Source organism: Chryseobacterium sp. PET-29, assembly GCF_025736815.1.
Taxonomy (GTDB): Bacteria; Bacteroidota; Bacteroidia; order Flavobacteriales; family Weeksellaceae; genus Chryseobacterium; species Chryseobacterium nepalense.
Genome location: NZ_CP107053.1, coordinates 3,365,141 through 3,389,537, shown reverse-complemented (window position 1 = coordinate 3,389,537; position 24,397 = coordinate 3,365,141). Strand labels below are relative to the sequence as shown.

Below are 24,397 nucleotides of genomic sequence, written 5' to 3'. Positions count from 1 at the left end.
GTAACTAAAAATTTAATATATGCTTATAAAACTACTTTTTACGAAATTTGAGCCATCAAAATGGCTAAATTCAAGAACAACAACAACGCTCGCATTCGCAGCAGGTTTATTTTTTACTTATTCGGGAGTAAAAGCCCAAACTTCGGTAACAGTTCCCGATTTAACGGTTGTAAGTACCTTTACAGGTCCTTTTGCCAATTCTACGAGAACATATCAAATGGTTATTGATGATACACAATTGACTACTTTATCGGGGAAGTACCTTTCATCAATATCGTTCAAAATACCGAGTACGGCAGCTTCATCATGGCCTGCTTCTAATATTACTTATCCTGATTATCAGATTTATCTTAGTGATGGTGTAAATCCTGCCAACGCACAGCTAAATTTTGCAGCAAACGTTGTAGGAACTCAGACACAGGTTCGGTCCGGAAGCCTTTCAATACCAGCCGGTTCAGTGGCAAATAACAATACATTCAGCTTTGATATTACTTTCACCACTCCTTATCTTTACACAGGTAGCAATCTGGTTATTGAAATACGGCATACCGGAAGCAACGGTACATCAACCTCAAACCAGGCGGTAGGAACAAGCGCAACAGGATATGGAAGCTTATTCACATCATGCTGGTCCAGCTCTACAAGTGTATTGCAGGGAAATTTTTCTTATGTGAAAATTAGTTCCGCAGGTACTTTAGGGGTAAAGTCTGTTGAGATCAATGGAGGAACATCAGTTTACCCTAACCCGGTAAAAGATCAGCTGTATGTAAAATCTGATAATGATATTATGGAATTGAATATTTTCAATTTAGTTGGACAAAAAGTCTATTCCCAGAAAAATTCAGTTAAGATCCCACAAATCAATGTATCCGGATTGGCAAAAGGAAATTATATTTTACAAACAATCGATAAAAACGGAAATTCAGCTTCAACAAAATTTATTAAGGAGTAAAAAAATAGGTAAATACTATTGAATAAAAAAACCACTGAATATCAGTGGTTTTTATTTTTTGATTAGTTTATCACATCAAATCTCGCATATTCTGCAATCTTTTTTGGAAGCTTAATTCCATCCTCTGTCTGATTGTTTTCCAGCAAAGCAGCCATAATTCTCGGTAACGCCATTGCAGATCCGTTTAAGGTATGTACAAGCTGGGACTTTCCGTCTGTTTTGTAACGGCATTTTAATCTGTTCGCCTGGAAGGTTTCAAAATTGGAAACCGAGCTCACCTCCAGCCATTTCTCCTGGGCAGCACTCCAGACTTCGAAGTCGTAGGTCATGGCAGAAGCAAAACCGGTGTCTCCGCCGCAAAGTCTTAACACTCTGTAAGGAAGTTCAAGATCACTCAGAATTTCTTTAATATGTTCTACCATTTCTTCTAAGACCGCATAAGAATTTTCTGGCTTTTCAATTCTTACAATTTCTACTTTTTCAAACTGATGAAGACGGTTCAGTCCTCTTACGTGAGCACCATAACTTCCCGCCTCTCTTCTGTAGCACTGAGAAAAAGCTGTATTCTTTACAGGTAAATCCTTTTCCTCGAATAATACATCCCTGTACAGATTGGTAACCGGTACTTCTGCTGTAGGAATTAAAAATAATGTTTCAGAGGTTGTATTATTAGCAATCTCATACATCTGTCCTTCTTTGTCCGGCAGCTGACCTGTTCCGTATCCGGAAGCTTCGTTTATCACGTGAGGAGGATTGACCTCCATATATCCTTTTTCTACGTTTTTATCAAGAAAATACTGAACCAGCGCTCTCTGCAAACGTGCTCCTTTTCCTAAGTAAACCGGAAAACCTGCACCGGCAATTTTCACCCCAAGCTCAAAATCAATTAGGTTGTATTTTTTTGCCAGTTCCCAGTGAGGGATCGCTCCTTCTCCAAGACCTTCAACATCGTGAGACTGGTAAATAACCTCGTTATCATCTGCAGAAGCACCACTCTTCACTTGTTCATGAGGAATATTCGGAAGCTGGTATAGAATATTGATCAATTCTTTTTCTCTGACATCTAATTGTAATTTCAATTCGGACGTAGACTCTTTGAGCTGTGCTGTTTTAGATTTTGCAGATTCGGCTTCTTCTCTTTTTCCCTCTTTCATCAAAAGTCCGATTTCCTTGGAAATTTTATTGCTTTCGGAAAGCTGGGAATCCAGTTCGAACTGAATTTTTCTTCTTTCGTCATCGGTAGCAATAGCCTGATCCACCAACTCAAGATTCCTGAATTGTCTTTTCTTAAGACCCTCTAAAACGCGCTCTTTGTTGTCGCGCAAAAAATTGACTTGTAACATTTTATTTAGATGTTAGTTATTAGAATGTTGAACATCAGAATGTCAACAGTTTTGCAAATGTATAAAATTATTTTACGATTGTAACAACATTCGGGGAACCGGGCTGTTTTGTAAATCTTAAGGTACCGTTATAATATACTTTCGAGACTTCGAATACGGACGGCGTCATTCTGTATTCAATTCTAAGTTTATCCTCAATAGTATCTAAAGCAGTATTATTAAACCTCTTGATCAAAGAAACTGTTATATCAGAACGATAGATTTTATTATCCGGATTTAAAGTATCAATCCCTATTCTTCTTGCGCCTGCAATATATTCAATAAAAAGTGTGGAATCTGCAGTTGCACGGAGGCTGCTGTTGACAGGAGCAAGATCTGCGGCACCATTGTCATCGTTCATTGAATACGTGAAATAAGAAGAATCTTTTTTATTTTTAAAAAGATCTCTCCCGGATGTATTTTTCATATAAATATTAAGGATCTGGTCGATATTCTGCAAATCATCATCCTCTGTCCTGCAACTTAGGAAAGCAAAAAAAATAACCAGAACTCCGAAAAAAATATTCTTCATGTACAGCAAAGATAAAAACTTATTTTCAATTTTTCCTCTGATTTTATTGGCTTTCAGGATTAATTAACAGTAACCTGTATTTAGATTATATTCAACTTTAAAAATGTTTAAATCTCTGATAAATTTAATCAATGAGTTTTCACAATTTTCTTTAGCAGAAGATGAATTTCTTTTCTGGACAATATGAAATCACGAATATGAAATTCGGTAATCTGATAAAACCTCCAGAAAAGAACTCCCGATGAAAGGCAATAGGAAGCAGAGTTTATAATACAGGCTCCTTTGATTCCCCATTTCGGAATGATAAAAAACGACGAGATAATGGTAAAGATGAGCCCCGCAAGAGATTTAACATTTAAAATTCTCAATTTATTAATTCCTGCGAAGTAATATCCGATAATATTGCTCACGGCTATCGCTAAAATACCGGGCGAAAGCAACAAAACAATTTCTTTTGTCTCCCCGAAATCTTTACCGAAAATCATGGCATACCAGTGCGCAGGAATCATCAGCATGATAGAAATAAACAGAAGGGTAATAAGGAAGCTGATGCGCAGGGATATTTTTGTTTTTTCGATTGCGCTATTAAAATCCGTATCATTTACCACATCTGCATAGAGAACTACGGAAAGACTTCTGCTTACAGTCCATACAGCTTCGGAGAAGGCAATTCCTACCGAGAAAACACCGACACTTATAATTCCCCTGAAATATTCAAGAAAATAAAATGAAAGCCTGTTATTGAGAAATTGTAGAAATGTACTCAACTGTATTTTCCAGCCATAATTAAACAATTGGAAACCAATATCCTTTGAGATCAATATTTTTTTAAAATCAGCCTTTTTTATTAACTGAATGGCAGTGATAAAAAACAGTAGCGTAAAGCAACTTATCTGGGCAATGAAATAGGCATTAACAGAGGTAATTTTGATACAATAAACAATTATGATGATGAATATGATGTGCACGAGTTGCTGTAAAACCGTATATAAGTTGAACATTTTGATATTCTGCTGGCCTACGAACAAATTTACATTCGCCGTAAGAAGTGAAGACATCACCGAAAGCCCGATAAGGTATCCGGAATATTCTGCAGCATGGCCGGAACTGAACAAAACAGGAATCAGAATTCCCGTAATAACAGCCCAAAGATAAGCAAAAGGCAGGATTTCTTCAGTTCTGAATTTTCTTGCAAAATAGCTCATACTGCTGCCCACAAAGATATTCGCAAAAAAACTGATGATGGTAAGGTCTGCAATGATAATCGATATCAACCCTTTTCCACTGCTTCCCCACATATTGGTGGAGTAAATTACCAGCCCGAAATTCAGGATCAGGATTAAAAACCGGGAAACAAAAGTTTTAAAAATAGTCTCCTTCATCTTATGCTAATGATTTTTTGATGAAGTTGACGAAATTATTTTTAATACCATTCCAGGCATACTTCGTTTCATATTCTTTTCTCGCATTCTGAGCATGCTCCGAATAAATTTTAGGGTTCTTGATATAATTCAGAATAATATCTGAAATTCTCTCAGAATTTTCAGGATCAACCAAAAACCCGAATTTTGACACATCAACATGCTGTCTTGTAGCTTTTAAATCCGTATAAATTACAGGTTTTCCGGAGGCTGCATAATAAAATATCTTAATCGGCAGACAATGATGATTTTCGTAATTCATGGTTCTCAGATCAAAACAGATATCTGCATCAGCATAAGCTTCCGTAAAGGTTTCAAAAGATGCCGGCTTTTCTATTCTGAGATTTTCAAAATGGTATTTTTTTACCAGTCCAGAAAAATATTTTTCGTCTTTTTCTTTTCTGGAACCGCCAATTAAAAGGATTGAGATCTTAAGGTCAGGTGCTTTTTTTTTCAGACTATCTGCCGCGGCAAAAAAATTACCGATTCCTTTTTCCTCAGAAAACTGTCCCGTGTAGCAGAGTGTTATTTTGTCCGAATCCAGGCTTTTAATATGTTGCCTAATATAAATATTATCCGGATAATAGGGTAACACTATTGATTTTTTAAACGGAAAGAAATACGCCAGAGGAAACTTCTTTGTGTTTTCTCCGAAAATATAATGGGTGCTGATCCATCCCGCATATAACTGAATAAGAAAAAACTTTATTGCATGAATAAGGTTGAATGGAAAAGAAAATCTTTCTACCATCCTCATGGATGGATACCATTCCGTGACATCATAGATAATACTTATATTTTTATTCTTTCTGATGCTTTTTGCTGCTATTACGGCTAAAGGTTCCGAGCAGATGACAGCGTCCGGCTGATACGCGATGCACATTTTTTCCAGAATCTTCTTCTTTTCAGAAACACTTCTTTCCAGGACGGCATAGGATTCTATTTCAATCCCTTCAACCGTGCCCTGAAATTCTGATGAAAGACTGCAGATTTTTACCTCATATCCTTGTTCTTTCAATGCTTTGGCCTGATGATAGAATATCCTGTCATCATCATGTCTGTGAGCGGTTGTTAAAAAAAGGAGTTTAGATACTTTCATCCGGGATAATTAATAGGATCTTTTATATTTAAATTTCACAAATATAACTAAAGCAAAAAAAGTGGAAGTTTTCCACTTTTTGTTTATTCAATTAATCGGGATTTTATTTAATAGATGCGGCCCAGCTTCTTTCAAAGGGCAGAAGAAAATTTCCTAAAAATTCGAGATAGGTATTTTTTGAAAAGTCAAAAACCTGTATGTCTTTAGAAATCTCTCCGCTTCTTATTTTCGTTTTAAAATCAATAAGTTTCAACGTTTTTACTTCACCATTTTCGATGAAGCTTGCTTTCATTCTGTCGAAAAGACCCAGATGGTATTCATCATCAATTTCTTTCATTATTTTTCCCAATGCATCGATGCTGCATCCTGAAGCCATTTCTTTCTCTTCGTCTACACAAATAACAATAAACTGATTCTTTTCAATCTTAAACGATGATGAGAGCGGTTTTCCGTGCGCAGCCCAAGTGGACAGAAAATCAAAAAGCTTTTCTGTAATTATTTTTGCCTCTTTTGTCTCAAAAGGCCTGGATGCGGGATATATGATAACTCTGTAATCGTTGGTCTCTACAATATTTGATTCTTCAATCTTCATGTCTGATACATTTTAAAATTCAAAATTACGCAATTTTCCTGAGTTTGAACCCATTATACTTTTTACTCAATACATATAGAAAAAGGATGATTAACAAAATAATATATCCGAAGAAAAACCTTAATCCTGATGAATGGGGGAAAAACAGGAATTTAATATAAATATTAATTAGAAAAAAGACAGCAAGTGTTCTGATCCATAAATCTTTAGAAAGATAAAACGTTAATATGAGAAGTCCTACGGACGTTATAGTAACTTTCTTAAAGTAAATAATTTTGGTGAAAATTATGGCAAGATAATCGTTAATGCTGAAATCCGGCGGTGATCCGGAAATAAATTCACGCCTGTAGATGAAGGTATCATAAAAAAGATGTTTCCAACCGGGATAACCATAAAAATTTGTGATCGATACATATAAAGTAAAAAGAATGATGCTTTGTAATATAAAAGCTATTTCTATTTTTTTATTGTTTAAATATCCATAAATACCTGCTACTGCCAGATAACTTAATGTAAAGGGTATATAATCAGGTCTGATAAAAGTAATGGCAAAAAGAACTGAAAACATAGTCCACTTTTTCCATTGTTTGATTATACCCATCATAAAGATCAACAGAAATTGTAAAACGAACATATCCGGTGTGGCTACTCTGGCCATAAAAGTCATGGGAGGCAATAGCATGATTGAAATAGTCAGTACTCCTGTGAGAATATAGTTTTCAGGGAAAATAATTCTTATAATATAAAATAAAAGTAATCCGGAAATAAAATAGGAAATTATACTTAAGAAAAGGACCGCATCCGGCGAAGAAAGACCTAATTGATAGAGAAAAAGAATTCCCAGATTATACCCTACTTTTATCTGATAATAAGGCAACTGTTCCATGAAGGCACGTGTATTATTAGCAAAAGCCTGTCGGGCATTATCGGCAGGCTTTTGTATTCCTAAAATATCCCTGAACTGGTCTTCAGGAGCTTTTTTTTGTATTTCGCTGTAGGTAAGTTTACGAATTGTATCCGGTGCATCCGGAAACTTCAGGGTATAGAGACTTCCTATATAGCCAGGCATATCCCAATCGTAAACCCTGTTTTTATAATTCCAGAAGCTCAGTACAGCAATAATGATGATTATGAAAAAAAAGGAAATTCGCCATCCTGTTTTCATGGAATGCTATTCGTTAAAATTGCTCAGAATTTTATAAATCTTCAGCTTCAGCCAACAGTTCTACAATATCTTTTACGGCAACTTCGTGATTTTTATTAAAATGTTTCACGCCATCTGTCATCATGGTATTGCAGAAAGGGCATCCGGTTGCAATGACTTTAGGTTCAAAAGACAAAGCCTCTTCCGTACGTTCAATATTAATATCTTTATTTCCTTTTTCCGGCTCTTTAAACATTTGAGCTCCTCCTGCACCACAACATAATCCGTTTGTTTTGCAGCGTTTCATTTCTACGAGTTCAGCATCCAGCTTTTCCAGCAAAGCTCTGGGCGCTTCGTATTCATCATTTGCCCGTCCCAGATAACATGGGTCATGGAAAGTAATCTTTTTTCCTCTGAAAGCCCCGCCTTCAATTTTCAGCCTTCCTTCTTCCATCAGGTTTCTGAGAAACTGCGTGTGATGAATAACTTCATAGTTTCCACCCAGGCTTGGATATTCGTTTTTAAGGGTATTAAAGCAATGCGGACAAGCCGTAACAATTTTTTTAACTTCATAAGCATTAAGAACTTCAATATTCGTTAAAGCCATCATCTGGAAGACGAATTCATTTCCGGCGCGTTTTGCCGGATCTCCGGTACAGCTTTCCTCCTGTCCTAAAACAGCGAATTCAACCCCGATTTTATTTAAAATTTTACAAAATGCTTTCGTTATTTTCTTGGCACGGTCGTCAAAACTCCCGGCACAGCCTACCCAGAACAGAACTTCGGGTGATTTACCTTCGGCAGCATATTCTGCCATTGTTTTTATATTGAAATCCATCTCTTTCAATTTGAAAAATGTGAGAATCTGAAAATTTGAAAATGCAATAACTCAGTCTCAAATTCTCAAATTATATAATTGATTAATTAATCTTTTGCCCAATTCAGACGGTCCGCCTGGTTGTATTGCCAAGGAGCAGCATTGTTTTCTACATTGGCCATCATAAGATTCAATTCCTGAGGAGCAGCAGACTGTTCCATTACCAGAAACCTTCTCATATCAAAAATAATGGAAAGCGGATCAAGCAACACCGGACATGCTTCTGTACAAGCATTACAAGTAGTACATGCCCAAAGTTCTTCTTTGGTAATGTAATCGTTCAACAGCTTTTTACCATCATCTTCAAACTTCCCGTTTTTATCTATGTTTCTCCCTACCTCTTCAAGACGGTCCCGGGTTTTCATTAAAATTAACCTTGGAGAAAGTTTTTTACCGGTAATATTTGCCGGACAAACAGCAGTACAACGGCCACATTCCGTACAGGAATACGCATTTAATAACTGTACCTGATTAAGGTCAAAAATATCTTCCGCCCCGAATTTCGAAGGAGCTTCTGCATCACCTCCGGCCGGAGCAGCATATGGGTCTGCATTCGGATCCATCATTAATTTGATTTCCTGAGTAACGGAATCCAGATTATTGAATTTTCCTTTCTTCTCCAGATTGGCATACCAAGTACTTGGAAAAGCTAAAATAATGTGTAAATGTTTTGAATAATAAAGATAATTCATAAAGAACAGGATGCCTACAAAGTGAAACCACCATGCAGCTCTTTCAATACCGAATAAGAATCCGTTATCAAAACTGAAAACTTCTAAAAAAGGCACAAAGGTAATCTGACTAATCGGAAATGATCCAAGACGAGCAAAATGATCGTACCCTCTTGCCTGAAGAATAGAGTCTGAAGCATTCATAGTAAAGAAAGCAACCATAAGAGCAAACTCAATGATAAGAATCCAGTTGGCATCTTCCTTAGGCCATCCGAAAAGTTCTTTCATAGTAAGCCTTTTTACTCCGTAAAAATTTCTTCTGATAAAGAATATTACAACCCCGATTATAACCAATAATGCCAGCACTTCCAATGTTGCTGTAAAATAGCTGTAGAAGGTATTTCCGAAGATTGCTGCCAAAAATCTATGCGTTCCGAAAATCCCGTCAACAACAATTTCTATAAGTTCAAAATTGATAATAATAAAACCGACATATACAAAAAGGTGCAGAATTCCTGCTACAGGGCGTTTTGTCATTTTGCTTTGCCCCATTGCCACCCTAACCATGGTTTCCCAGCGTTCACCCTTTCTGTCGCTACGGTTGATTTCACGTCCTAATCTGATATTTCTATAAATCTTTTGCAAGCTTTTTGCGAAGAGGCCAAAACCCACAATTAATAAAATCAGAAAAATAATATGAGCGATATATTGCATGGATTTATTTATTAGTCTTTACTATTTTTCCCGAATACTGAAAAATTAACATACCTCTTAGGATTTGCCTTCACATCTTCAATTAATGAATTCAGGTTGGTGGATGCAGAATTTAGATTATTGTACAATTCCTCATCTTTCATCAGTTTTCCTAAACTTCCCTGTCCGTTATTTATTCCGGCTACTACTTCATTAAGCTTTCCTACAGTAGCATCAAGATTAGCAATTGTAGCATTCAGTTTTTGTGTATCAATACTTTCTGCAAGATTACCGTATTTATCCAAGGTTACTTTACCGCTTTGCATGGTAAGGCTTGCGTCATCCAAAACTTTCTGGAGCTTAGGATCGTTATGCCCTACAAGACTGTTCACACTTCCTGCTGTGGTTTGCAGAGCAGCCACTGTTTTATTAAGATTGGCCAGCAACAATCTGATTTCTTCTCTATTTTGGGCATTTACCACCTGGTTTGCACTAGACATTAAAGAATCTACTCTATACAAAACGGTCTGCAGCTGATCTTTAACAGGGCCTACCTGAGAAGAAAGACTCCCTAAAGTTCCGAGCTTAAATGCTCCTTTTAAAGTATCTCCGTCTTTAGCCGTGGGACCTCCGTACATCAGGTTGATTCTCATTTCTTTTCCGGACATTAAGCCTGGCTCGAAAATCTCAAGTGTTGAGTTTTTTGAAAATTCAAAATTATTGTCAACCGTAATTTTCACCAGGAAATCAATTTTCCCGTCTTTGGAAGTATTGGGAATGATCTTATCCACCTGCCCTACTTTTAATCCGTTAATGGAAACCGGTGCAGACTGGGCGAGCCCTTCCACGTTATCATATTTTGCGTAAAATATATTATCGGTAGTAAAAAGGCTTCTGCCTTTCATAAATTGGAAAAGTATCACAAAGCCTACAATGGCTATCAATGCGATTATCCCAGCTTTTAATTCTTTACTGAACTTCACTTGCTAAATTTTTCTATGAGCAAATATAATACATTTAAATGAATGTTTTTCTTTATTGCTCCGCGTTAAACACAAAAGAAGCGGCAAAAACTTTGCCGCTTTTTATCTTTATGAAAATAATTTTATTGCTGTTGAGTGCCTAATTTATTCCAGATTTCAATTCTGTAGTCTTTGATATCAGCATTGTCCTGTAAGCTTTTCAGCCAAGCCTGCCCGAACATTCCTGAATTTCTCTGGGTAACAGATTCTGTGAATTGTTTAAGATCTCCAGGTTGCTTGTTTACCGTCTCATTCTTTTTCACCAAAACGTAAACACCTGTTCCGCCTTCAACCGGATTAGAAATTTTTCCTTTTGCTACTCCGAACGCCGCTCCTGCAACTTTAGGTTCCATAGAACCAGCTACTGAAGGATTTAAAAGATTAACCTGTGCAGACTGTTTTGTAGTTCCGAATTGCTTAGCAATCTGATCCAGGCTTCCAGCTTTTCCGATTTTCTCAGAAATCTGCTTTGCAGCAAGTTTATTTTTCACTACTACTTCAATCTGGTCTCTCACAGATTCAGGATCTGCAGAACCTTTTTCCTGCTTCCCGTTCAGGTATACTACGATTTTGTCTCCTGTTCCGTCCACGGTAAACAGCTCGGTATCACCTTTTTCTCTCTTTTTATCAAATGCCCATGCAAGGATTTCAGGATCTTTTTCTGTTCCTAAACCTTGAAGCTGACCATCAAATCTTTTTGCCTGCTTAGGATTTGAGAACTGATAGTTTGCTTTCTTAGCAATATTTACGAAATCGTTAAACGATTTTCCCTGAACCTGCTGAACGAATCTGCTGGCTTTTTTGTTTACATCTGCTTCGGTAGCATCAGAAGGCTTTACTGCTTTTACAAGATTGGCAACTTTATAGCTCATTGCACCCGGCTTTTTATCTTCGATATTGATGATATGATATCCGAACTGAGTTTCTACCACTCCTGTTGCTCCTTTAGGATTGTTAGCAAGGTAGGTAAGGAATTCCGGTACGAAAGGCGTTTCCGGAGTTGTCCATCCAAGACTTCCTCCCTGCGCTGCTGAATTCGGGTCGTTTGATAATTTCAAGAATTCTGTAAATTTCCCTGGATTAGCTTTTACAATTGCACCAATAGAATCCGCCAGTTTTTTAGCCTGTTCTTTGGATCTAGTAACACCCTCTCCCGCCGGGCTTCCTTTAAAAGCAATAAGAATATGTCTTGATAAAGTAGAGTCAGATGTCTTTTTGTCTAAAAGTTTAGACACTACATAGAAATTTTGTTCTTTATAAGGACCGAAAGTCTGTCCGATAGCAGCAGATGGAATCTGCGCCTGAATAGTCTGCGGCAACTGATTTGGTTTCAGATACTGAGGATTGTAAGGCATATCGGAATTGGCCATCACAAACATAGAATCATTCTTTGTATTCTGGAAATTTTCCGTACCGCCGCTTGCATCCGTTCCTGCAGAGAATAATTTGTTGATTTCTTTCTGCGTGGCGGCATCATCCGCTGCACTTGGCTGGGAAGGGAAATAAACCACTCCGATGTTTCTGCTTTCTTCAGCTTTGAACATTACAGGATGCTGCTTGATATAATTGGCAAGATCTTCAGTGGTAACTTTAATATTATTTTTCTGAAGATAAGTTGCATAATCAATCTTTACGAAATCGATATCAGCCAGCTGATCTCTCTGCTTCATTAAAGCTTCTGCTTCTTTTTTCCCGGTTGTGATTCCCTGGGAAATATTAGCAAAAACCTGTCTCGCCATCAATCTGTATTCAATAGATTTTCTGCTTTTCATCCACTGGTTGTATCCTTCCGGCGAACCAGCTTTCATATCTTCAATCTGTTTTTTAAGCTCCTGGGTTTTGAAGTTTCCTTTTTCGTCGAAAAACTGCTTCTGCTGAGCAAACATCTGATCATACTGAAGTTGATTCCAGAAATAATCTTCCGTCATTTCGAAGCCCATTTTCTCGAATTGTTGTTTGATGAGTTTAGACTGTACCAGCAACTGCCAAGCCTGCTCTTCAAGACCGGTCTTCGGCTGCCCCTGCTGATCTGCCTGCTGCTGCAGTACGAAAAGCTGGTCGTTAAACTCTTCACGGGTAATTTTCTCACCATTTACTTTTCCTAAAACATCAGGATTTTTACCGAAAACCTTTTCGATACTGTCTGGGTTTACAAGGAACGCCAAAAGCGCCAGTGCAATTACTCCCATCAAAAGCCAAGGTCTACTCCTAATTTGTCCTAAAATTGCCATTATATAAATTATAGTTTTTTATCAGGTTGCGAAAATACACATTTTTAAGAAATTACGGAAATCCTAGTTCTTTATTTTAATTTTTAAAATTTAATTTTTCTAAAAAAGGAAATTTTGACCGTATTTTTTAGCAAAAAACAAATGGCACAGGTCTTGTGTCATAAAAGGACATATTATATACAATATGACTTTTAGCACATATTGTAAAGTTTTACTTTAATGAATTAAAACGGCAATGACAATTTGTCATTCGATTTACTATGACAGAGTTTGAAGATATAAGTTTAGAAGAAATGATAAGTGACGGATTTGATATTGTAGCTGAAGAGATCAACCTTTCCGATCTTGCAGAAACAGAGAAAAATTCCGAACAAAAAATATTTCCGGTTCTTCCCGTAAGGAATATGGTGATGTTCCCGAATGTGGTTATCCCCATAACAGCCGGAAGAAAAACATCCATACAGCTTCTGGAGGAAGCACAAAAAAACGGCGATTTTATAGGAATTGTAAGCCAGAAAAATTCTGACTTAGAACAGCCATCGGAAAAAGATATTTTCCAGGTAGGTACACTTGCCAAAATCATTAAGATTATAAAGCTTCCTGAAGGCAATATTACGGCTATTACAAAAGGATTTCATCGGTTTAAGATTAAAAAAATCGTTGAAAAGCAACCTTATTTTAAGGCAGAGATATCAAAGCTAAAAGACGGAAAGCCAAAAAACAAGGAAGAATACGAAGCATTGCTGGAAAATGTGAAAGATCTTGCGTTAAAGATTATCGAACTTGATCCGAATATCCCTAATGCGGCCAATTTTGCCATTAAAAACATCAATAATAATGATGACCTGCTGAATTTCATCTGCACCAACGCCAACTTCCCTTCTACCGAAAAGCAAAAACTTCTTGAGGAGAAAAACCTTATGGAAAGGGCTAATAAGTGCTATGAAATGATGCATGAGGATTTCAGAAAACTGGAGCTGAGAAATCAGATTCATCAGAAAACTTCCAAAGATCTCGATAAACAGCAGCGGGAATATTTCCTGAATCAACAGATCAGAACCATCCAGGAGGAACTTGGTGGCGGCCCGGAAAGTGATGTTGAAGAACTAATCGCTAAAGCTAAAAAGAAAACCTGGAGCCAGGAAGTTGAAGAGCATTTTCAAAAAGAGATTAACCGTTTGCAGCGTCAGAATCCTAATTCTCCGGATTATAATGTTCAGAGAAATTACCTGGATTTCTTTACCGATCTTCCCTGGGAAACGTACACCAAAGATACTTTTGACATTGAGAGAGCGCAGAAAATTTTAGATAAAGCACATTTCGGACTGGAAGACATCAAAAAAAGGATCCTGGAACATATGGCTGTTTTAAAACTTAAAAACAACATGAAATCTCCTATTCTTCTTTTGGTGGGACCTCCGGGTGTGGGAAAAACATCTCTCGGAAAATCCGTTGCCGATGCCTTGGGAAGAAAATATGTACGGGTTTCTCTGGGCGGGCTGCATGATGAAAGTGAAATCCGTGGACACAGAAAAACATACATCGGAGCCATGGCAGGAAGAATTCTTCAGTCTATTAAAAAATCAGAAACTTCAAATCCTGTAATTGTTCTGGATGAGATTGATAAAGTAGGAAAAGGAATGCACGGTGATCCGAGTTCCGCACTCCTGGAAGTACTTGATCCTGAGCAGAATAAATCATTCTACGACAATTTCCTTGAAATGGGCTATGATTTGTCCAAAGTAATGTTTATTGCCACAGCAAATTCCCTATCAACGATTCAGACACCTTTGCTGGACAGAATGGAAATTATTCAGATTACAGGATATACTTTGGAAGAAAAAATCGAAATCGCCAAACGACATTTAATCAAGAAACAACAGGAAGAAAACGGCCTCGATTCCAAATCATTCAAACTTGGAAACAGTGAGCTTAAGCATATTATTGAAGCACATACTTCAGAGAGCGGGGTAAGAAGCCTTGAAAAAAGACTCGCAGCCATCGCAAGATGGGCAGCACTGCAAACAGCTTTGGTAAAAGAATATGACCCAAAAATCTCCATTGAAAAAATTGATGAAATCTTAGGCGTTCCGAGACCTAAAAGCCTGTCTGAACTTACCGACGTACCAGGCGTTGTTACCGGGCTTGCATGGACAAGCGTAGGCGGCGATATCCTTTTTATCGAAAGCATTACCAGCAACGGAAAAGGCTCGCTTACCATGACCGGAAATCTGGGAACGGTAATGAAAGAATCTGCAACCATCGCCCTGGAATATATTAAAGCCAAACATGATGACCTGGGAATTTCTCAGGACGATATTGAAAAGAAGAATATCCACGTTCACGTTCCGGAAGGAGCAACTCCTAAGGACGGTCCATCTGCAGGGATTGCCATGCTTACTTCGATGGTTTCTTCATTTAAAAATAAAAAAGTAAAACCTCATCTTGCCATGACCGGTGAGATTACGCTGAGAGGAAAAGTACTTCCGGTAGGCGGAATTAAAGAAAAGCTGCTTGCTGCAACAAGAGCGGGAATCAAAGAAGTTATTCTTTGTGAGGCCAACAGAAAAGATGTAGAAGAAATAAAAAAGGATTACCTAAAAAATCTGAAAGTTCATTATGTAAGCTGGATGAATGAAGTGCTGGAACTCGCCGTTGAAAAATAGATTACATTAATATTCTCATATAAACACATCTCACAAGGATGTGTTTTTTTTAATTTAAAAAACAGGCATGGAATTTTCTTATCCTACAGTCGTCAAATAAATTATTTTTAAGACGCTTCAATTCGGAGTGTTTTATTATTTTTATACAACAGAAAAAATTATGAATTTACTTCGGCTTCCTTTTCTCGTAAAGCTTGCGCTGGTTATTGTTTCCATAATAGGATTTGGATATCTTTTAGCTTTGGGCGAAAGCATTCTTGCTCCGTTTTTTTTAGCATTTCTTATGGCCATGATATTTTTGCCATTTGCTAATTTTCTGGAACAGAAATTAAAATTTCCAAGATCATTTTCTACCATATTTTCTGTAATGATTTTGCTGATTGTCATTACAAGTCTTATCTTTTTCTTTGGTTCCCAGATTTCCAGTTTCAGTAAAGACATTCCCCAGCTTACAGAGCAGGCAACACATGTTTTTCATGATCTCCAAAGATGGGTTTCCAGAACATTTAATGTGAAAATTGATGAGCAGTTTGCCTATCTGGACGAAGGCTTAAAGAAACTGTTATCTTCTACAGGCATTATTTTAGGGTTTACCCTGGGAATTTTTTCTACAGGATTAGGATTTTTAGCTTTCTTTATTTTATTTTTCATATTCATTTTAAATTACAGAAGAATTTTAAACAATTTCATTGTTAATGTTTTCACCGAAAAGCATAAAAGCAGTGTTCAGGAAGTCGTTTCGGAAGTTAGAATAATGACAAAAAGATATATTATCGGGCTTTGTCTTCAGGTGATTATTGTTTCGATCCTTACAACAACTGTCCTTACCATACTGGGAGTAAAATATGCTATTCTGCTTGGAGTTCTTACCGGTTTGCTTAATATAATTCCTTATATAGGCATTTTCATTTCGCTCCTTATTTCCTGTTTTATCGCTTTTGCAACCAGTACTCCGTCCACATGCATTTACGTTGCTATAGGATATATTATTGTTCATGCCATAGACGGAAACATTATTCTTCCTTTTGTAGTAGGATCAAAAGTAAAAATCAACGCCTTATTTTCTTTTATAGGCATTCTGGTTGGTGAACATCTGTGGGGAATTGCAGGCATGTTTTTATGTATTCCGGCCATTGCCATCATTAAAATTATCTTTGAAAGAGTTGAAGGACTTCAGCCGTGGGGAAAATTACTCGGTGAAGAAGAAAAACCGGATAAGAAAAAGAAAAAATATAAAATCTCTAAAAATATAACCCTAAAAGAGATGGATTAATTACAAAATAAAATATTTATTATAAATTTTACAACATATAGTTAATGGATTATAATTTTATTTAACTTTAAATAAAAATATTTCTATGAAAGCCGTAAAATTTATCCTGTCTCTTCTTTTCGGATTAATGTTTATTAATGCCGGATTAAACAAATTCTTCAATTACATGCCAATGGAAAACCCGACTCCGGAGCAAATGAAAGTTTTTAGTGCTTTTGGGGAAATTGCTTGGCTGATGCCATTGGTAGGTGCCGTTGAAGTCATCGGCGGACTGCTGTTTATCTTTCCAAAAACGAGAGCTTTAGGAGCTATTGTCATTTTACCCGTGATGGTAGGAATTGTCGCGCATGTGTTTACTTTAGACAAATCACCAAGTATGATGGCTACTGTTGGAGTAATGTTTCTTATCAACCTCTGGATGATTATAGACAACAGAGAAAAATACAAACATCTGGTGAGCTGATCAAAAAATGAATGACCAATTAAATTATGAATGGTCAATAGTGAATTTTGCTCCACAGGAAATTTAAAAAATTGACAATCAAAGCGAATTAACAATTGACCATTCACTTATATCATACAAATGCACTAAAGCCGGTAATTGATCTTCCCACAATCAAAGAATTGATTTCTTTGGTTCCTTCGTAAGAATAAATAGCTTCCGCATCTGCTACGAATCTAGCTACGTCGTATTCAAGGAGGATTCCGTTTCCGCCCATGACTTCTCTTGCTCTTGATACGATATCCCTCGTTCTCATGGTACAGAAAACTTTTGCGAGAGATGCGTGTTCATCTTTCAAAATTCCTTCATCCTGCATTTCGGAAAGTCTGAAAACCATTGTCTGCATTGCCGTAAGATTGGAAAGCATTTCCACTAAATGTCCCTGAATCATCTGGAAAGAAGCAATCGGTTTACCGAACTGTTCTCTTTTCTTGGTATAATCCAAAGCACTTTCATACGCTCCTCTGGCGCAACCGGTTGCCATCCAGGCCACTCCTGCCCTCGTCATCCGTAATACTTTCGCGGTATCTTTAAAAGAATTTGCATTTTGCAATCTGTTTTCTTCAGTAATCAGGCAATCTTTTAGGGTAATCAATCCATTTTGAACGATTCTCAAAGCCATTTTCCCCTTTATTTTCTCTACCGAATATCCGGGATTATCTTTTTCAACAATAAATCCTTTTACTTCGCCATCATCAAGATCTCTGGCCCAGATAATAATAACATCGGCAAAAGTTGCATTCCCGATCCACTTTTTCTGTCCGTTCAGAACCCAGCCTTCAGGCGTTTTCTTACAGGTTACCGTTAAGCCACCTGCTGCTCCGGAACCGACTTCAGGCTCCGTTAAGCCAAAAGCTCCTATTTTTTCGAATCTCTGCATTTGCGGAAGCCACTTTTGCTTTTGCTCTTCAGAACCGCAGATATAAATCGAACCCATGGAAAGACCGGACTGCACTCCGAAGAAAGTAGCAATAGAAGCATCTACTCTTGCCATTTCCATAGCCAGAACGCCTTCCATCAGGAAAGGCAATCCGGGACACCCATACCCTTCATAGGTAACGCCGCAAATATTCAGTTTCTGAAATTTCGGTATTAATTCATGTGGAAATTCGTCTCTCAGCCAGTAATGATTAACCAAAGGCCTTACTTCTTTTTCCATAAACGCTCTTACTTTAAGCTGAATTTCTCTTTGCTCCGGGCTCAACGTATGATAAATGTCGTAAAAGTCGCCATCGATGGGTGGAAGTTCTTTTTTCTTTTTATTGGGATCGAGCATTTTCATCATTCCGGAAAGCTGCTTATCGTCTAGCTTGGAGAAATTCTCCATCAACTTGGGAAGATTTACCTTTTGAGAAATTGTACTCAGCTGGTCAAAGTCTATGGATCTGAATAATTCTATTGCATTTCTGATTTTGGAAAAAGTATTTGACATAAATAATTCTTTGTGTGTTTGACTTGTAAAAGATAAGCAAAAATTAATCCGAAAATGAGGTACCTAAAACCTGTTTATTTTACAAATACCTGATTTTTAAAAACTTAATAAATAATTTCCTTTTACAAATTGTTTACCGCTGATTTCCAAATGTTACAAAAGATTCAGCCCGAACTTTGGAATAAGCAAAACATTAAAAATCAATATTATGAAAACAACGTACCTCAGATTATCATTGGCAGCCGCATTGTTATTAGGAATATATTCCTGTAAAAAAGGAGAAGTTGCATCAACAGATATGGAAGCGTATGCTACCGCTGACTCTTCGGCAGCAATGGTTTCGGATAGTGTTTCTTCCGTTGCCACCATGAGAGTAAAAGACAAGCAGTTTATTAAAACCGCTGATGTGAACATGGAAGTAAAAGACGTTTATGAGACAACGATCTCTATTGAAAAGTCTGTACAGGAACTTGGAGGATTTGTAACAAAAAGCAACCTGCAGAGTAATGTTGTTTCGGAAAATACATATAACACATCGAATGAAAATGCCGTATTGGTAAAAAAGTACCAGACAGAAAACAGGATGCAGCTGCGAGTTCCAACTGAAAAACTCGGTGAACTGCTCACTATGATCAACGATAAAAAACTATTCCTTAATTCAAGGCTCATTAACGCGGAAGATATAACATCAAGCATAAAATACGCCCAGCTTGAAAGCAAAAGAATTGAAAAAAACAGCAAAAACATCTCTGCATTAAAAGCTAATAAAGATAAAGTAGAGCTGGATAACGAAAATATGGCTGAAGGCAATCAACAACAATTAGCCAACATGGATGTGACTGACAACCTGAAATACAGCATGGTGGATATTTACATTAAAGAACCAAAAATCAGAGTTGCTGAGATTGCCATTACCAACACAGACAGTATTGATGATAAATATAACTTCGATTTTCTATACAGTACTAAATCAGCTTTTGTGGAAGGATATTATTTAATTCAGAAAATTGTTGTAGGATTAATTACAGTATGGCCAATTGTATTAATCGGAATTGCAGTTGTTTATTTTGCAAGAAAAAGGAAGTCTGCAAAAAAGCGGTCGGACGCTGAAGCATAAGCTATTCTAACCTACGGGTTATCTATATATATTTTAAATTTTACAATAAACCTTTGGTAAATCCTGAGGTTTTTATTTTCATTAAAACTTTCTTTTAAGAATTTCCGGTTTTGTTTTATAGAGATGAAGAATCAGTTCACCAAATAAAGTATTGGCCCATGCAAACCACGCCCTTGTAAAATCTTCAGGATGATCAACATCAAAAGACTCATGGATAAATCCTGTTCCAGCGTGTGTGGCCTTCAGCATTTTCAAACATGAAATAATTTCTTCATCGTTATCGGTGGTTAAAGCCTGCATGATCAGGCCTAAAGGCCAGATCTTATGTTCTCCGATGTGTGGCCCGCCGATTCCTTTGGCAAATTTTCCCTCACTAAACCATGGATTGGTCTTGCTCAAAGAAAACTTCCTGGTATTCTGATAAATTTTATCGTCTTTCGAAGCATATCCTAAATAAGGGATGGACAGTAAATTCGGGACATTGGCATCATCCATAAACAGAGCATTTCCAAAACCGTCGATTTCCAATGCATAAATCTTTCCCGCCTCAGGATGATTTAAAACAGCATATTTTTGAATCGCATCATCTACTTCTTTAGCCAAATCTTTAAACTGCCCTGAAGAATTCTCATCTTTTAAAATTTTAGAAAAGATTTCTGCCGTCTCTCTTAAAGAAACTACCGCAAACATATTGGAAGAAATCAAAAACGGGTAAAAAGTAGCATCATCCGAAGGTCTGAACATCGAATGAATAAGTCCAATTTTCATGGTTGGATTTCCGTACCCTCCTGCAAACTGCGTATCCAAAGGATTTCCATTGGATCGCTGGAATTTATAAGGTCCTTTTGAATCTTTTCTTTGCTGCTGTTTAAAAGTCTGCAAAATCAAAAGCATTGCTTTTTTCCAATCCGCATCAAATACTGAAGAATCACCAGTTGCTTTCCAGTAGTTATAAGACAATCTCATCACATAACATAAAGAATCGATTTCCCACTTCCTTTCGTGAATTCCTGGCTTCATTAGTGTAGAATCATCTTTCCATTCGCTTATTTTGGCTGCATCATCAAAAAAAGCATTGGCATAAGGATCAAGAAGAACACATTCTACCTGCTTATTAATAACACCTTTTAAGAGATTCTTCAGCTTTTCATCTTCATTGGCAAGGCCTAAATACGGATAAACCTGTGCAGAAGAATCCCGGAGCCACATGGCGTCAATATCTCCCGTAATTACATAAGTGTAAGGCTTATTATTTTTATAATAAAATTTTACTGTTGTGTCTAATGTATTAGGAAAACAATTTTCAAACATCCACGCCAGTTCTTTGTCAGCAATTGATTTTTTAACTGTCTTAATGGTTTTTTCAACCGCTTCAGACGTAAATTTTCGTTGGGAAATTTCGGGCCGTCTGGAAATATATTCTTTGTTAAAAATAAATTTTACAGGCAAGGGCAAAGCAAAAAAGCCAATTCCTAATGATGATTTTCTGATAAAATTACGTCTGTTGATCATTAGTAAAAAATTTGATCTAAAAATACTGATTTTGACAATAAGAACTTGCCGGCTGATTTTTAATCATCCATTGACATCATTGAACTAAATTCCGTAAATTTGCAAATCAATATTTTACATGAGGATTTGGTATTCACGATCCTGAATCCTAATCACAAAACCTAATTTCTAATATATGCTATCAAAAATAAATCCTACTCAAACCAATAGCTGGAAAGCATTAGACGAACAGTTTGCCAATAATGATTTTGATCTGAGAAGTCTTTTTCAAAGCAATCCGAACCGTTTTAATGAATTTTCAATCAAAAGACCGAATTTTTTGTTCGATTATTCGAAAAACCTCATCGATTCCGAAACGAAAAAGCTTCTTTTAAGTCTCGCAGAAGAATGTGAACTGAAAGATGCCATTTCCAAAATGTTTTCGGGAGACAAAATCAATGAGACGGAAGGAAGAGCAGTTCTGCATACAGCTTTGAGGGATTTTTCCGATAAAGAGATTTTAGTAGACGGAGAAAACATCAAACCTCAGATTAAAAAGGTTTTGGATCATATGAAATCTTTTTCCGAAAGTATTATTTCAGGAGCTCATAAAGGTTTTAGCGGAAAAGAAATTACAGATGTTGTGAACATTGGAATCGGCGGTTCGGATTTAGGGCCTGTGATGGTGGTTTCGGCTTTAAAACATTTTAAAACAAGGTTAAACGTTCATTTTGTTTCTAATGTAGACGGAAATCATATTGCAGAAGTTGTGAAAGACCTCAATCCTGAAACAACGCTGTTCATCATTGCTTCTAAAACATTTACTACCCAGGAAACAATGACGAATGCTCATTCTGCAAGAGACTGGTTCTTAAAAGCAGGAAAACAGGAAGATGTAGCGAAACACTTTGTGGCTTTATCTACTAACGTCCAAGCGGTTAAAGACTTTGGAATTGCGGAAGAGAATATCTTCGAATTCTGGGATTGGGTGGGCGGAAGATACTCACTATGGAGCGCCATCGGATTAAGTATCGTCTTGGCTGTAGGTTATGAAAACTTTGAACAGTTACTCAGAGGAGCTTACGATACAGACCAGCATTTCCAGACAGCAGATTTTGCTGAAAACATTCCAGTTTTAATGGGATTGATCGGAATCTGGTACCGTAATTTTTATGCAGCGACAACGGTTGCGATTCTTCCTTACTCACAATATTTAGACAGATTTCCGGCATATTTCCAGCAGGGAGATATGGAAAGCAACGGAAAATGTGTTGACAGAAACGGCGAGTTCGTAGAATATGAAACAGGACCCATCATTTGGGGAGAACCGGGAACAAACGGACAGCATGCTTTCTATCAATTAATTCACCAGGGAACAGAACTGATTCCTGCTGATTTTATTGCTTACGCTAAGAGTCCAAACAAAGTTTCCGATCATCAGGATAAATTACTCGCGAACTTTTTTGCGCAGACTGAAGCTCTTGCCTTCGGAAAAACAGAAGAAGAGGTAGAAGCGGAATTAAAGGCCTCAGGAAAATCTGATGAAGAAATTGATTTCTTATTAAATTATAAAGTTTTCCACGGAAATACACCTACCAACTCTATACTTTTCAATGAATTAACTCCTTTTTCATTAGGGCAACTAATCGCATTGTACGAGCATAAAATTTTCGTTCAGGGCGTAATCTGGAATATTTTCAGTTTCGACCAGTTCGGGGTGGAATTAGGGAAAGTTTTAGCGAATAAAATTCTTCCGGAACTTGAAAGTAATGAGACCGTTAGCGCTCATGATTCTTCAACCAATGGATTAATTAATTATTATAAAGCAAACAAATAAATTGTTGCTGATTTTCATTAATTTTGATTAAAAATAAAACAAATGAGTACCATTATCATACATCTTAAAAATAAAGAAGAAGAAACTTTAATGGAAAATCTTTTGAAAAAAATGAAAATCAGTTTTGAAAAAAACGAGGATGATTTTGAATTGACGGATGAAATGAAAAGAGTTATTGATGAATCTTTAAAACAAGACAGATCACAATCGGTAGATGCATTCGAATCGTTAAAGAGAATTTCCGAAAAGTATGGCATTTAAAATTTTAGTTTCTCCTATTGCAAACAATAATATTGATGATGCTATTAAATATTATAAACTGCAATCTCAATCTGCAGCTAAAAGTTTTAAGAAAAAATTATTAGATGCTTATAAATCTTTGCAGATAAATCCTTTTTTCGCAGTTAAATATAAAGATGTAAGGGCGATTCCTTTAAAGAAACTGCCTTATTTAATTTTATTTGATGTAGACGAAAAAGAAAAAATCGTAAATATCCTCTCCGTTTTCTGCACCCATCAGAATCCGGAAAAATATCCTTAAAAAATCTAATTATAAAAGTAATAAAAGTAAAAATGGCAGAAATTCTTGACGGACTAAAAATATCCAAAGAAATAAAACAGGAAATAAAGGCTGAAGTTGAAAAAATTGTTGCCGGGAAAAGACGTGCACCACATTTGGTGGCTATTCTTGTAGGAAACAATGGAGCGAGCAAAGCTTATGTCAATTCAAAAGTAAAAGACTGTGAAGAAGTTGGCTTTCAATCAAGCCTTATAAAATTTCCAAGCACTGTTTCAGAATCTGAGTTGCTGGAAAAAATTGATGAATTAAATAAATCCAAAGCGGTTGACGGATTCATCGTTCAGTTGCCATTACCGGATCAGATCGACCAGGAAAAAATCATTAATGCTATTGATCCAAGAAAAGATGTTGACGGTTTTCACCCTGAAAATTTCGGAAGAATGGCATTGGAAATGGATACTTTCCTGCCTGCTACGCCATTTGGTATTTTAACATTACTGGAAAGATACAATATTGAAACAAAAGGTAAAGATTGTGTTATTATCGGAAGAAGTAAAATCGTAGGAAGACCGATGAGTATCCTTATGGGAAGAAAAGATTTCCCGGGAAATTCTACGGTTACCTTAACACACTCTTATACAAAAGACATCGAAGAATATACTAAAAAAGCAGACATTGTTATTACCGCATTAGGTGATCCTCATTTCCTGAAAGGAGATATGATCAAAGAAGGAGCGGTGATTGTTGACGTAGGTATTACAAGAGTAGACGACGACTCTCCGAAAGGATATTATCTGGCTGGTGACGTAGACTTTGACAGCTGTGCAGCAAAAGCAAGCTGGATTACACCGGTTCCGGGAGGAGTTGGGCCTATGACAAGAGCGATGTTGATGAAAAATACAATCATTGCTTACAAAACTTCGGTCTACAACGATTAATTTTA

General features: G+C 36.8%; 21 protein-coding genes. 9 read left to right on the top strand and 12 right to left on the bottom strand.

What is annotated here, in order from left to right; all coding sequences use genetic code 11:
- Positions 1–19 precede the first annotated feature (19 nt).
- Complete coding sequence (locus tag ODE14_RS15410; protein WP_263602067.1) at positions 20–952, top strand: T9SS type A sorting domain-containing protein; 933 nt, start codon at positions 20–22, stop codon at positions 950–952.
- A gap of 62 nt (positions 953–1,014) precedes the next feature.
- Here ODE14_RS15410 and serS read toward each other — a convergent pair whose 3' ends face one another.
- The 10 genes from serS to ODE14_RS15360 all read right to left on the bottom strand — a co-directional run bounded on the left by serS (position 1,015) and on the right by ODE14_RS15360 (position 12,616).
- Positions 1,015–2,295: a serine--tRNA ligase gene (gene serS / locus ODE14_RS15405; protein WP_263602066.1), complete on the bottom strand. Its 1,281-nt coding sequence runs from the start codon at positions 2,293–2,295 to the stop codon at positions 1,015–1,017.
- 67 nt (positions 2,296–2,362) lie between these two features.
- Positions 2,363–2,866, bottom strand: coding sequence for a hypothetical protein (locus ODE14_RS15400; RefSeq protein WP_263602065.1), 504 nt, complete (start codon positions 2,864–2,866; stop codon positions 2,363–2,365).
- A 128-nt stretch (positions 2,867–2,994) separates the two neighbouring features.
- Positions 2,995–4,248 (bottom strand): lipopolysaccharide biosynthesis protein, encoded by a 1,254-nt coding sequence (locus ODE14_RS15395; protein ID WP_263602064.1) that lies wholly within the window; start codon positions 4,246–4,248, stop codon positions 2,995–2,997.
- 1 nt (position 4,249) lies between these two features.
- On the bottom strand, positions 4,250–5,386 hold the full coding sequence (locus ODE14_RS15390) for a glycosyltransferase (protein WP_263602063.1): 1,137 nt from the start codon (positions 5,384–5,386) through the stop codon (positions 4,250–4,252).
- A 103-nt stretch (positions 5,387–5,489) separates the two neighbouring features.
- Positions 5,490–5,978, bottom strand: coding sequence for a hypothetical protein (locus ODE14_RS15385; protein WP_263602062.1), 489 nt, complete (start codon positions 5,976–5,978; stop codon positions 5,490–5,492).
- A 25-nt stretch (positions 5,979–6,003) separates the two neighbouring features.
- Positions 6,004–7,143 (bottom strand): hypothetical protein, encoded by a 1,140-nt coding sequence (locus ODE14_RS15380; RefSeq protein WP_263602061.1) that lies wholly within the window; start codon positions 7,141–7,143, stop codon positions 6,004–6,006.
- Positions 7,144–7,174: 31 nt separating this feature from the next.
- Positions 7,175–7,960 (bottom strand): (Fe-S)-binding protein, encoded by a 786-nt coding sequence (locus tag ODE14_RS15375; protein WP_248388933.1) that lies wholly within the window; start codon positions 7,958–7,960, stop codon positions 7,175–7,177.
- Positions 7,961–8,046: 86 nt separating this feature from the next.
- Positions 8,047–9,384: a 4Fe-4S dicluster domain-containing protein gene (locus ODE14_RS15370; protein WP_263602060.1), complete on the bottom strand. Its 1,338-nt coding sequence runs from the start codon at positions 9,382–9,384 to the stop codon at positions 8,047–8,049.
- 11 nt (positions 9,385–9,395) lie between these two features.
- On the bottom strand, positions 9,396–10,346 hold the full coding sequence (locus tag ODE14_RS15365; protein WP_248388937.1) for an MlaD family protein: 951 nt from the start codon (positions 10,344–10,346) through the stop codon (positions 9,396–9,398).
- A gap of 122 nt (positions 10,347–10,468) precedes the next feature.
- The gene (locus tag ODE14_RS15360) at positions 10,469–12,616 is read right to left on the bottom strand and encodes a peptidylprolyl isomerase (protein ID WP_263602059.1); all 2,148 of its coding nucleotides are present in this window, start codon (positions 12,614–12,616) and stop codon (positions 10,469–10,471) included.
- Between the two features lie 260 nt (positions 12,617–12,876).
- Here ODE14_RS15360 and lon point away from each other — a divergent pair, with 260 nt between their 5' ends.
- From lon to ODE14_RS15345, 3 genes are all read left to right on the top strand, one after another.
- The gene (gene lon, locus ODE14_RS15355) at positions 12,877–15,282 is read left to right on the top strand and encodes an endopeptidase La (RefSeq protein ID WP_248388942.1); all 2,406 of its coding nucleotides are present in this window, start codon (positions 12,877–12,879) and stop codon (positions 15,280–15,282) included.
- 160 nt (positions 15,283–15,442) lie between these two features.
- Positions 15,443–16,555 carry an AI-2E family transporter gene (locus ODE14_RS15350; protein WP_263602058.1) on the top strand — a complete coding sequence of 371 codons (1,113 nt, stop codon included), beginning with the start codon at positions 15,443–15,445 and terminating at the stop codon, positions 16,553–16,555.
- Positions 16,556–16,640: 85 nt separating this feature from the next.
- Positions 16,641–17,018 carry a DoxX family protein gene (locus tag ODE14_RS15345; protein WP_263602057.1) on the top strand — a complete coding sequence of 126 codons (378 nt, stop codon included), beginning with the start codon at positions 16,641–16,643 and terminating at the stop codon, positions 17,016–17,018.
- A gap of 112 nt (positions 17,019–17,130) precedes the next feature.
- On the opposite strand, the gene ODE14_RS15340 is transcribed toward ODE14_RS15345, so the two are convergent.
- Positions 17,131–18,489, bottom strand: a complete 1,359-nt coding sequence (locus ODE14_RS15340; RefSeq protein ID WP_263602056.1) for an acyl-CoA dehydrogenase family protein — start codon at positions 18,487–18,489, stop codon at positions 17,131–17,133.
- 208 nt (positions 18,490–18,697) lie between these two features.
- On the opposite strand from ODE14_RS15340, the gene ODE14_RS15335 reads away from it, so the two are divergent.
- On the top strand, positions 18,698–19,606 hold the full coding sequence (locus ODE14_RS15335) for a DUF4349 domain-containing protein (protein ID WP_263602055.1): 909 nt from the start codon (positions 18,698–18,700) through the stop codon (positions 19,604–19,606).
- Between the two features lie 81 nt (positions 19,607–19,687).
- On the opposite strand, the gene ODE14_RS15330 is transcribed toward ODE14_RS15335, so the two are convergent.
- Positions 19,688–21,118: a glycoside hydrolase family 125 protein gene (locus tag ODE14_RS15330; protein WP_263602054.1), complete on the bottom strand. Its 1,431-nt coding sequence runs from the start codon at positions 21,116–21,118 to the stop codon at positions 19,688–19,690.
- 175 nt (positions 21,119–21,293) lie between these two features.
- Between ODE14_RS15330 and pgi the strand changes: the two genes are divergently transcribed.
- The 4 genes from pgi to ODE14_RS15310 are packed head-to-tail and all read left to right on the top strand — an operon-like array spanning position 21,294 to position 24,392.
- Complete coding sequence (gene pgi, locus ODE14_RS15325) at positions 21,294–22,934, top strand: glucose-6-phosphate isomerase (protein WP_263602053.1); 1,641 nt, start codon at positions 21,294–21,296, stop codon at positions 22,932–22,934.
- Positions 22,935–22,976: 42 nt separating this feature from the next.
- Positions 22,977–23,195: a DUF2683 family protein gene (locus ODE14_RS15320; protein ID WP_263602052.1), complete on the top strand. Its 219-nt coding sequence runs from the start codon at positions 22,977–22,979 to the stop codon at positions 23,193–23,195.
- Positions 23,185–23,475 carry a type II toxin-antitoxin system RelE/ParE family toxin gene (locus ODE14_RS15315; protein ID WP_263602051.1) on the top strand — a complete coding sequence of 97 codons (291 nt, stop codon included), beginning with the start codon at positions 23,185–23,187 and terminating at the stop codon, positions 23,473–23,475. The genes ODE14_RS15320 and ODE14_RS15315 overlap by 11 nt, the downstream gene beginning before the upstream one ends.
- A gap of 32 nt (positions 23,476–23,507) precedes the next feature.
- Entirely contained in the window at positions 23,508–24,392 is an 885-nt protein-coding gene (locus tag ODE14_RS15310; RefSeq protein ID WP_089856500.1) for a bifunctional 5,10-methylenetetrahydrofolate dehydrogenase/5,10-methenyltetrahydrofolate cyclohydrolase, read from the top strand.
- Positions 24,393–24,397 lie beyond the last annotated feature (5 nt).

What these genes read in the sequence shown, in the direction of transcription:
- ODE14_RS15315 (WP_263602051.1), top strand. Translation starts at nt 23,185, where the DNA reads ATGGCATTTAAAATTTTAGTTTCTCCTATTGCAAACAATAATATTGAT.
- ODE14_RS15400 (WP_263602065.1), bottom strand. Translation starts at nt 2,866, where the DNA reads ATGAAGAATATTTTTTTCGGAGTTCTGGTTATTTTTTTTGCTTTCCTA.
- ODE14_RS15375 (WP_248388933.1), bottom strand. Translation starts at nt 7,960, where the DNA reads ATGGATTTCAATATAAAAACAATGGCAGAATATGCTGCCGAAGGTAAA.
- ODE14_RS15330 (WP_263602054.1), bottom strand. Translation starts at nt 21,118, where the DNA reads ATGATCAACAGACGTAATTTTATCAGAAAATCATCATTAGGAATTGGC.
- ODE14_RS15350 (WP_263602058.1), top strand. Translation starts at nt 15,443, where the DNA reads ATGAATTTACTTCGGCTTCCTTTTCTCGTAAAGCTTGCGCTGGTTATT.
- ODE14_RS15335 (WP_263602055.1), top strand. Translation starts at nt 18,698, where the DNA reads ATGAAAACAACGTACCTCAGATTATCATTGGCAGCCGCATTGTTATTA.
- lon (WP_248388942.1), top strand. Translation starts at nt 12,877, where the DNA reads ATGACAGAGTTTGAAGATATAAGTTTAGAAGAAATGATAAGTGACGGA.
- ODE14_RS15380 (WP_263602061.1), bottom strand. Translation starts at nt 7,143, where the DNA reads ATGAAAACAGGATGGCGAATTTCCTTTTTTTTCATAATCATCATTATT.
- ODE14_RS15310 (WP_089856500.1), top strand. Translation starts at nt 23,508, where the DNA reads ATGGCAGAAATTCTTGACGGACTAAAAATATCCAAAGAAATAAAACAG.
- ODE14_RS15385 (WP_263602062.1), bottom strand. Translation starts at nt 5,978, where the DNA reads ATGAAGATTGAAGAATCAAATATTGTAGAGACCAACGATTACAGAGTT.
- ODE14_RS15320 (WP_263602052.1), top strand. Translation starts at nt 22,977, where the DNA reads ATGAGTACCATTATCATACATCTTAAAAATAAAGAAGAAGAAACTTTA.
- serS (WP_263602066.1), bottom strand. Translation starts at nt 2,295, where the DNA reads ATGTTACAAGTCAATTTTTTGCGCGACAACAAAGAGCGCGTTTTAGAG.
- ODE14_RS15345 (WP_263602057.1), top strand. Translation starts at nt 16,641, where the DNA reads ATGAAAGCCGTAAAATTTATCCTGTCTCTTCTTTTCGGATTAATGTTT.
- ODE14_RS15395 (WP_263602064.1), bottom strand. Translation starts at nt 4,248, where the DNA reads ATGAAGGAGACTATTTTTAAAACTTTTGTTTCCCGGTTTTTAATCCTG.
- ODE14_RS15390 (WP_263602063.1), bottom strand. Translation starts at nt 5,386, where the DNA reads ATGAAAGTATCTAAACTCCTTTTTTTAACAACCGCTCACAGACATGAT.
- ODE14_RS15340 (WP_263602056.1), bottom strand. Translation starts at nt 18,489, where the DNA reads ATGTCAAATACTTTTTCCAAAATCAGAAATGCAATAGAATTATTCAGA.
- pgi (WP_263602053.1), top strand. Translation starts at nt 21,294, where the DNA reads ATGCTATCAAAAATAAATCCTACTCAAACCAATAGCTGGAAAGCATTA.
- ODE14_RS15370 (WP_263602060.1), bottom strand. Translation starts at nt 9,384, where the DNA reads ATGCAATATATCGCTCATATTATTTTTCTGATTTTATTAATTGTGGGT.
- ODE14_RS15410 (WP_263602067.1), top strand. Translation starts at nt 20, where the DNA reads ATGCTTATAAAACTACTTTTTACGAAATTTGAGCCATCAAAATGGCTA.
- ODE14_RS15360 (WP_263602059.1), bottom strand. Translation starts at nt 12,616, where the DNA reads ATGGCAATTTTAGGACAAATTAGGAGTAGACCTTGGCTTTTGATGGGA.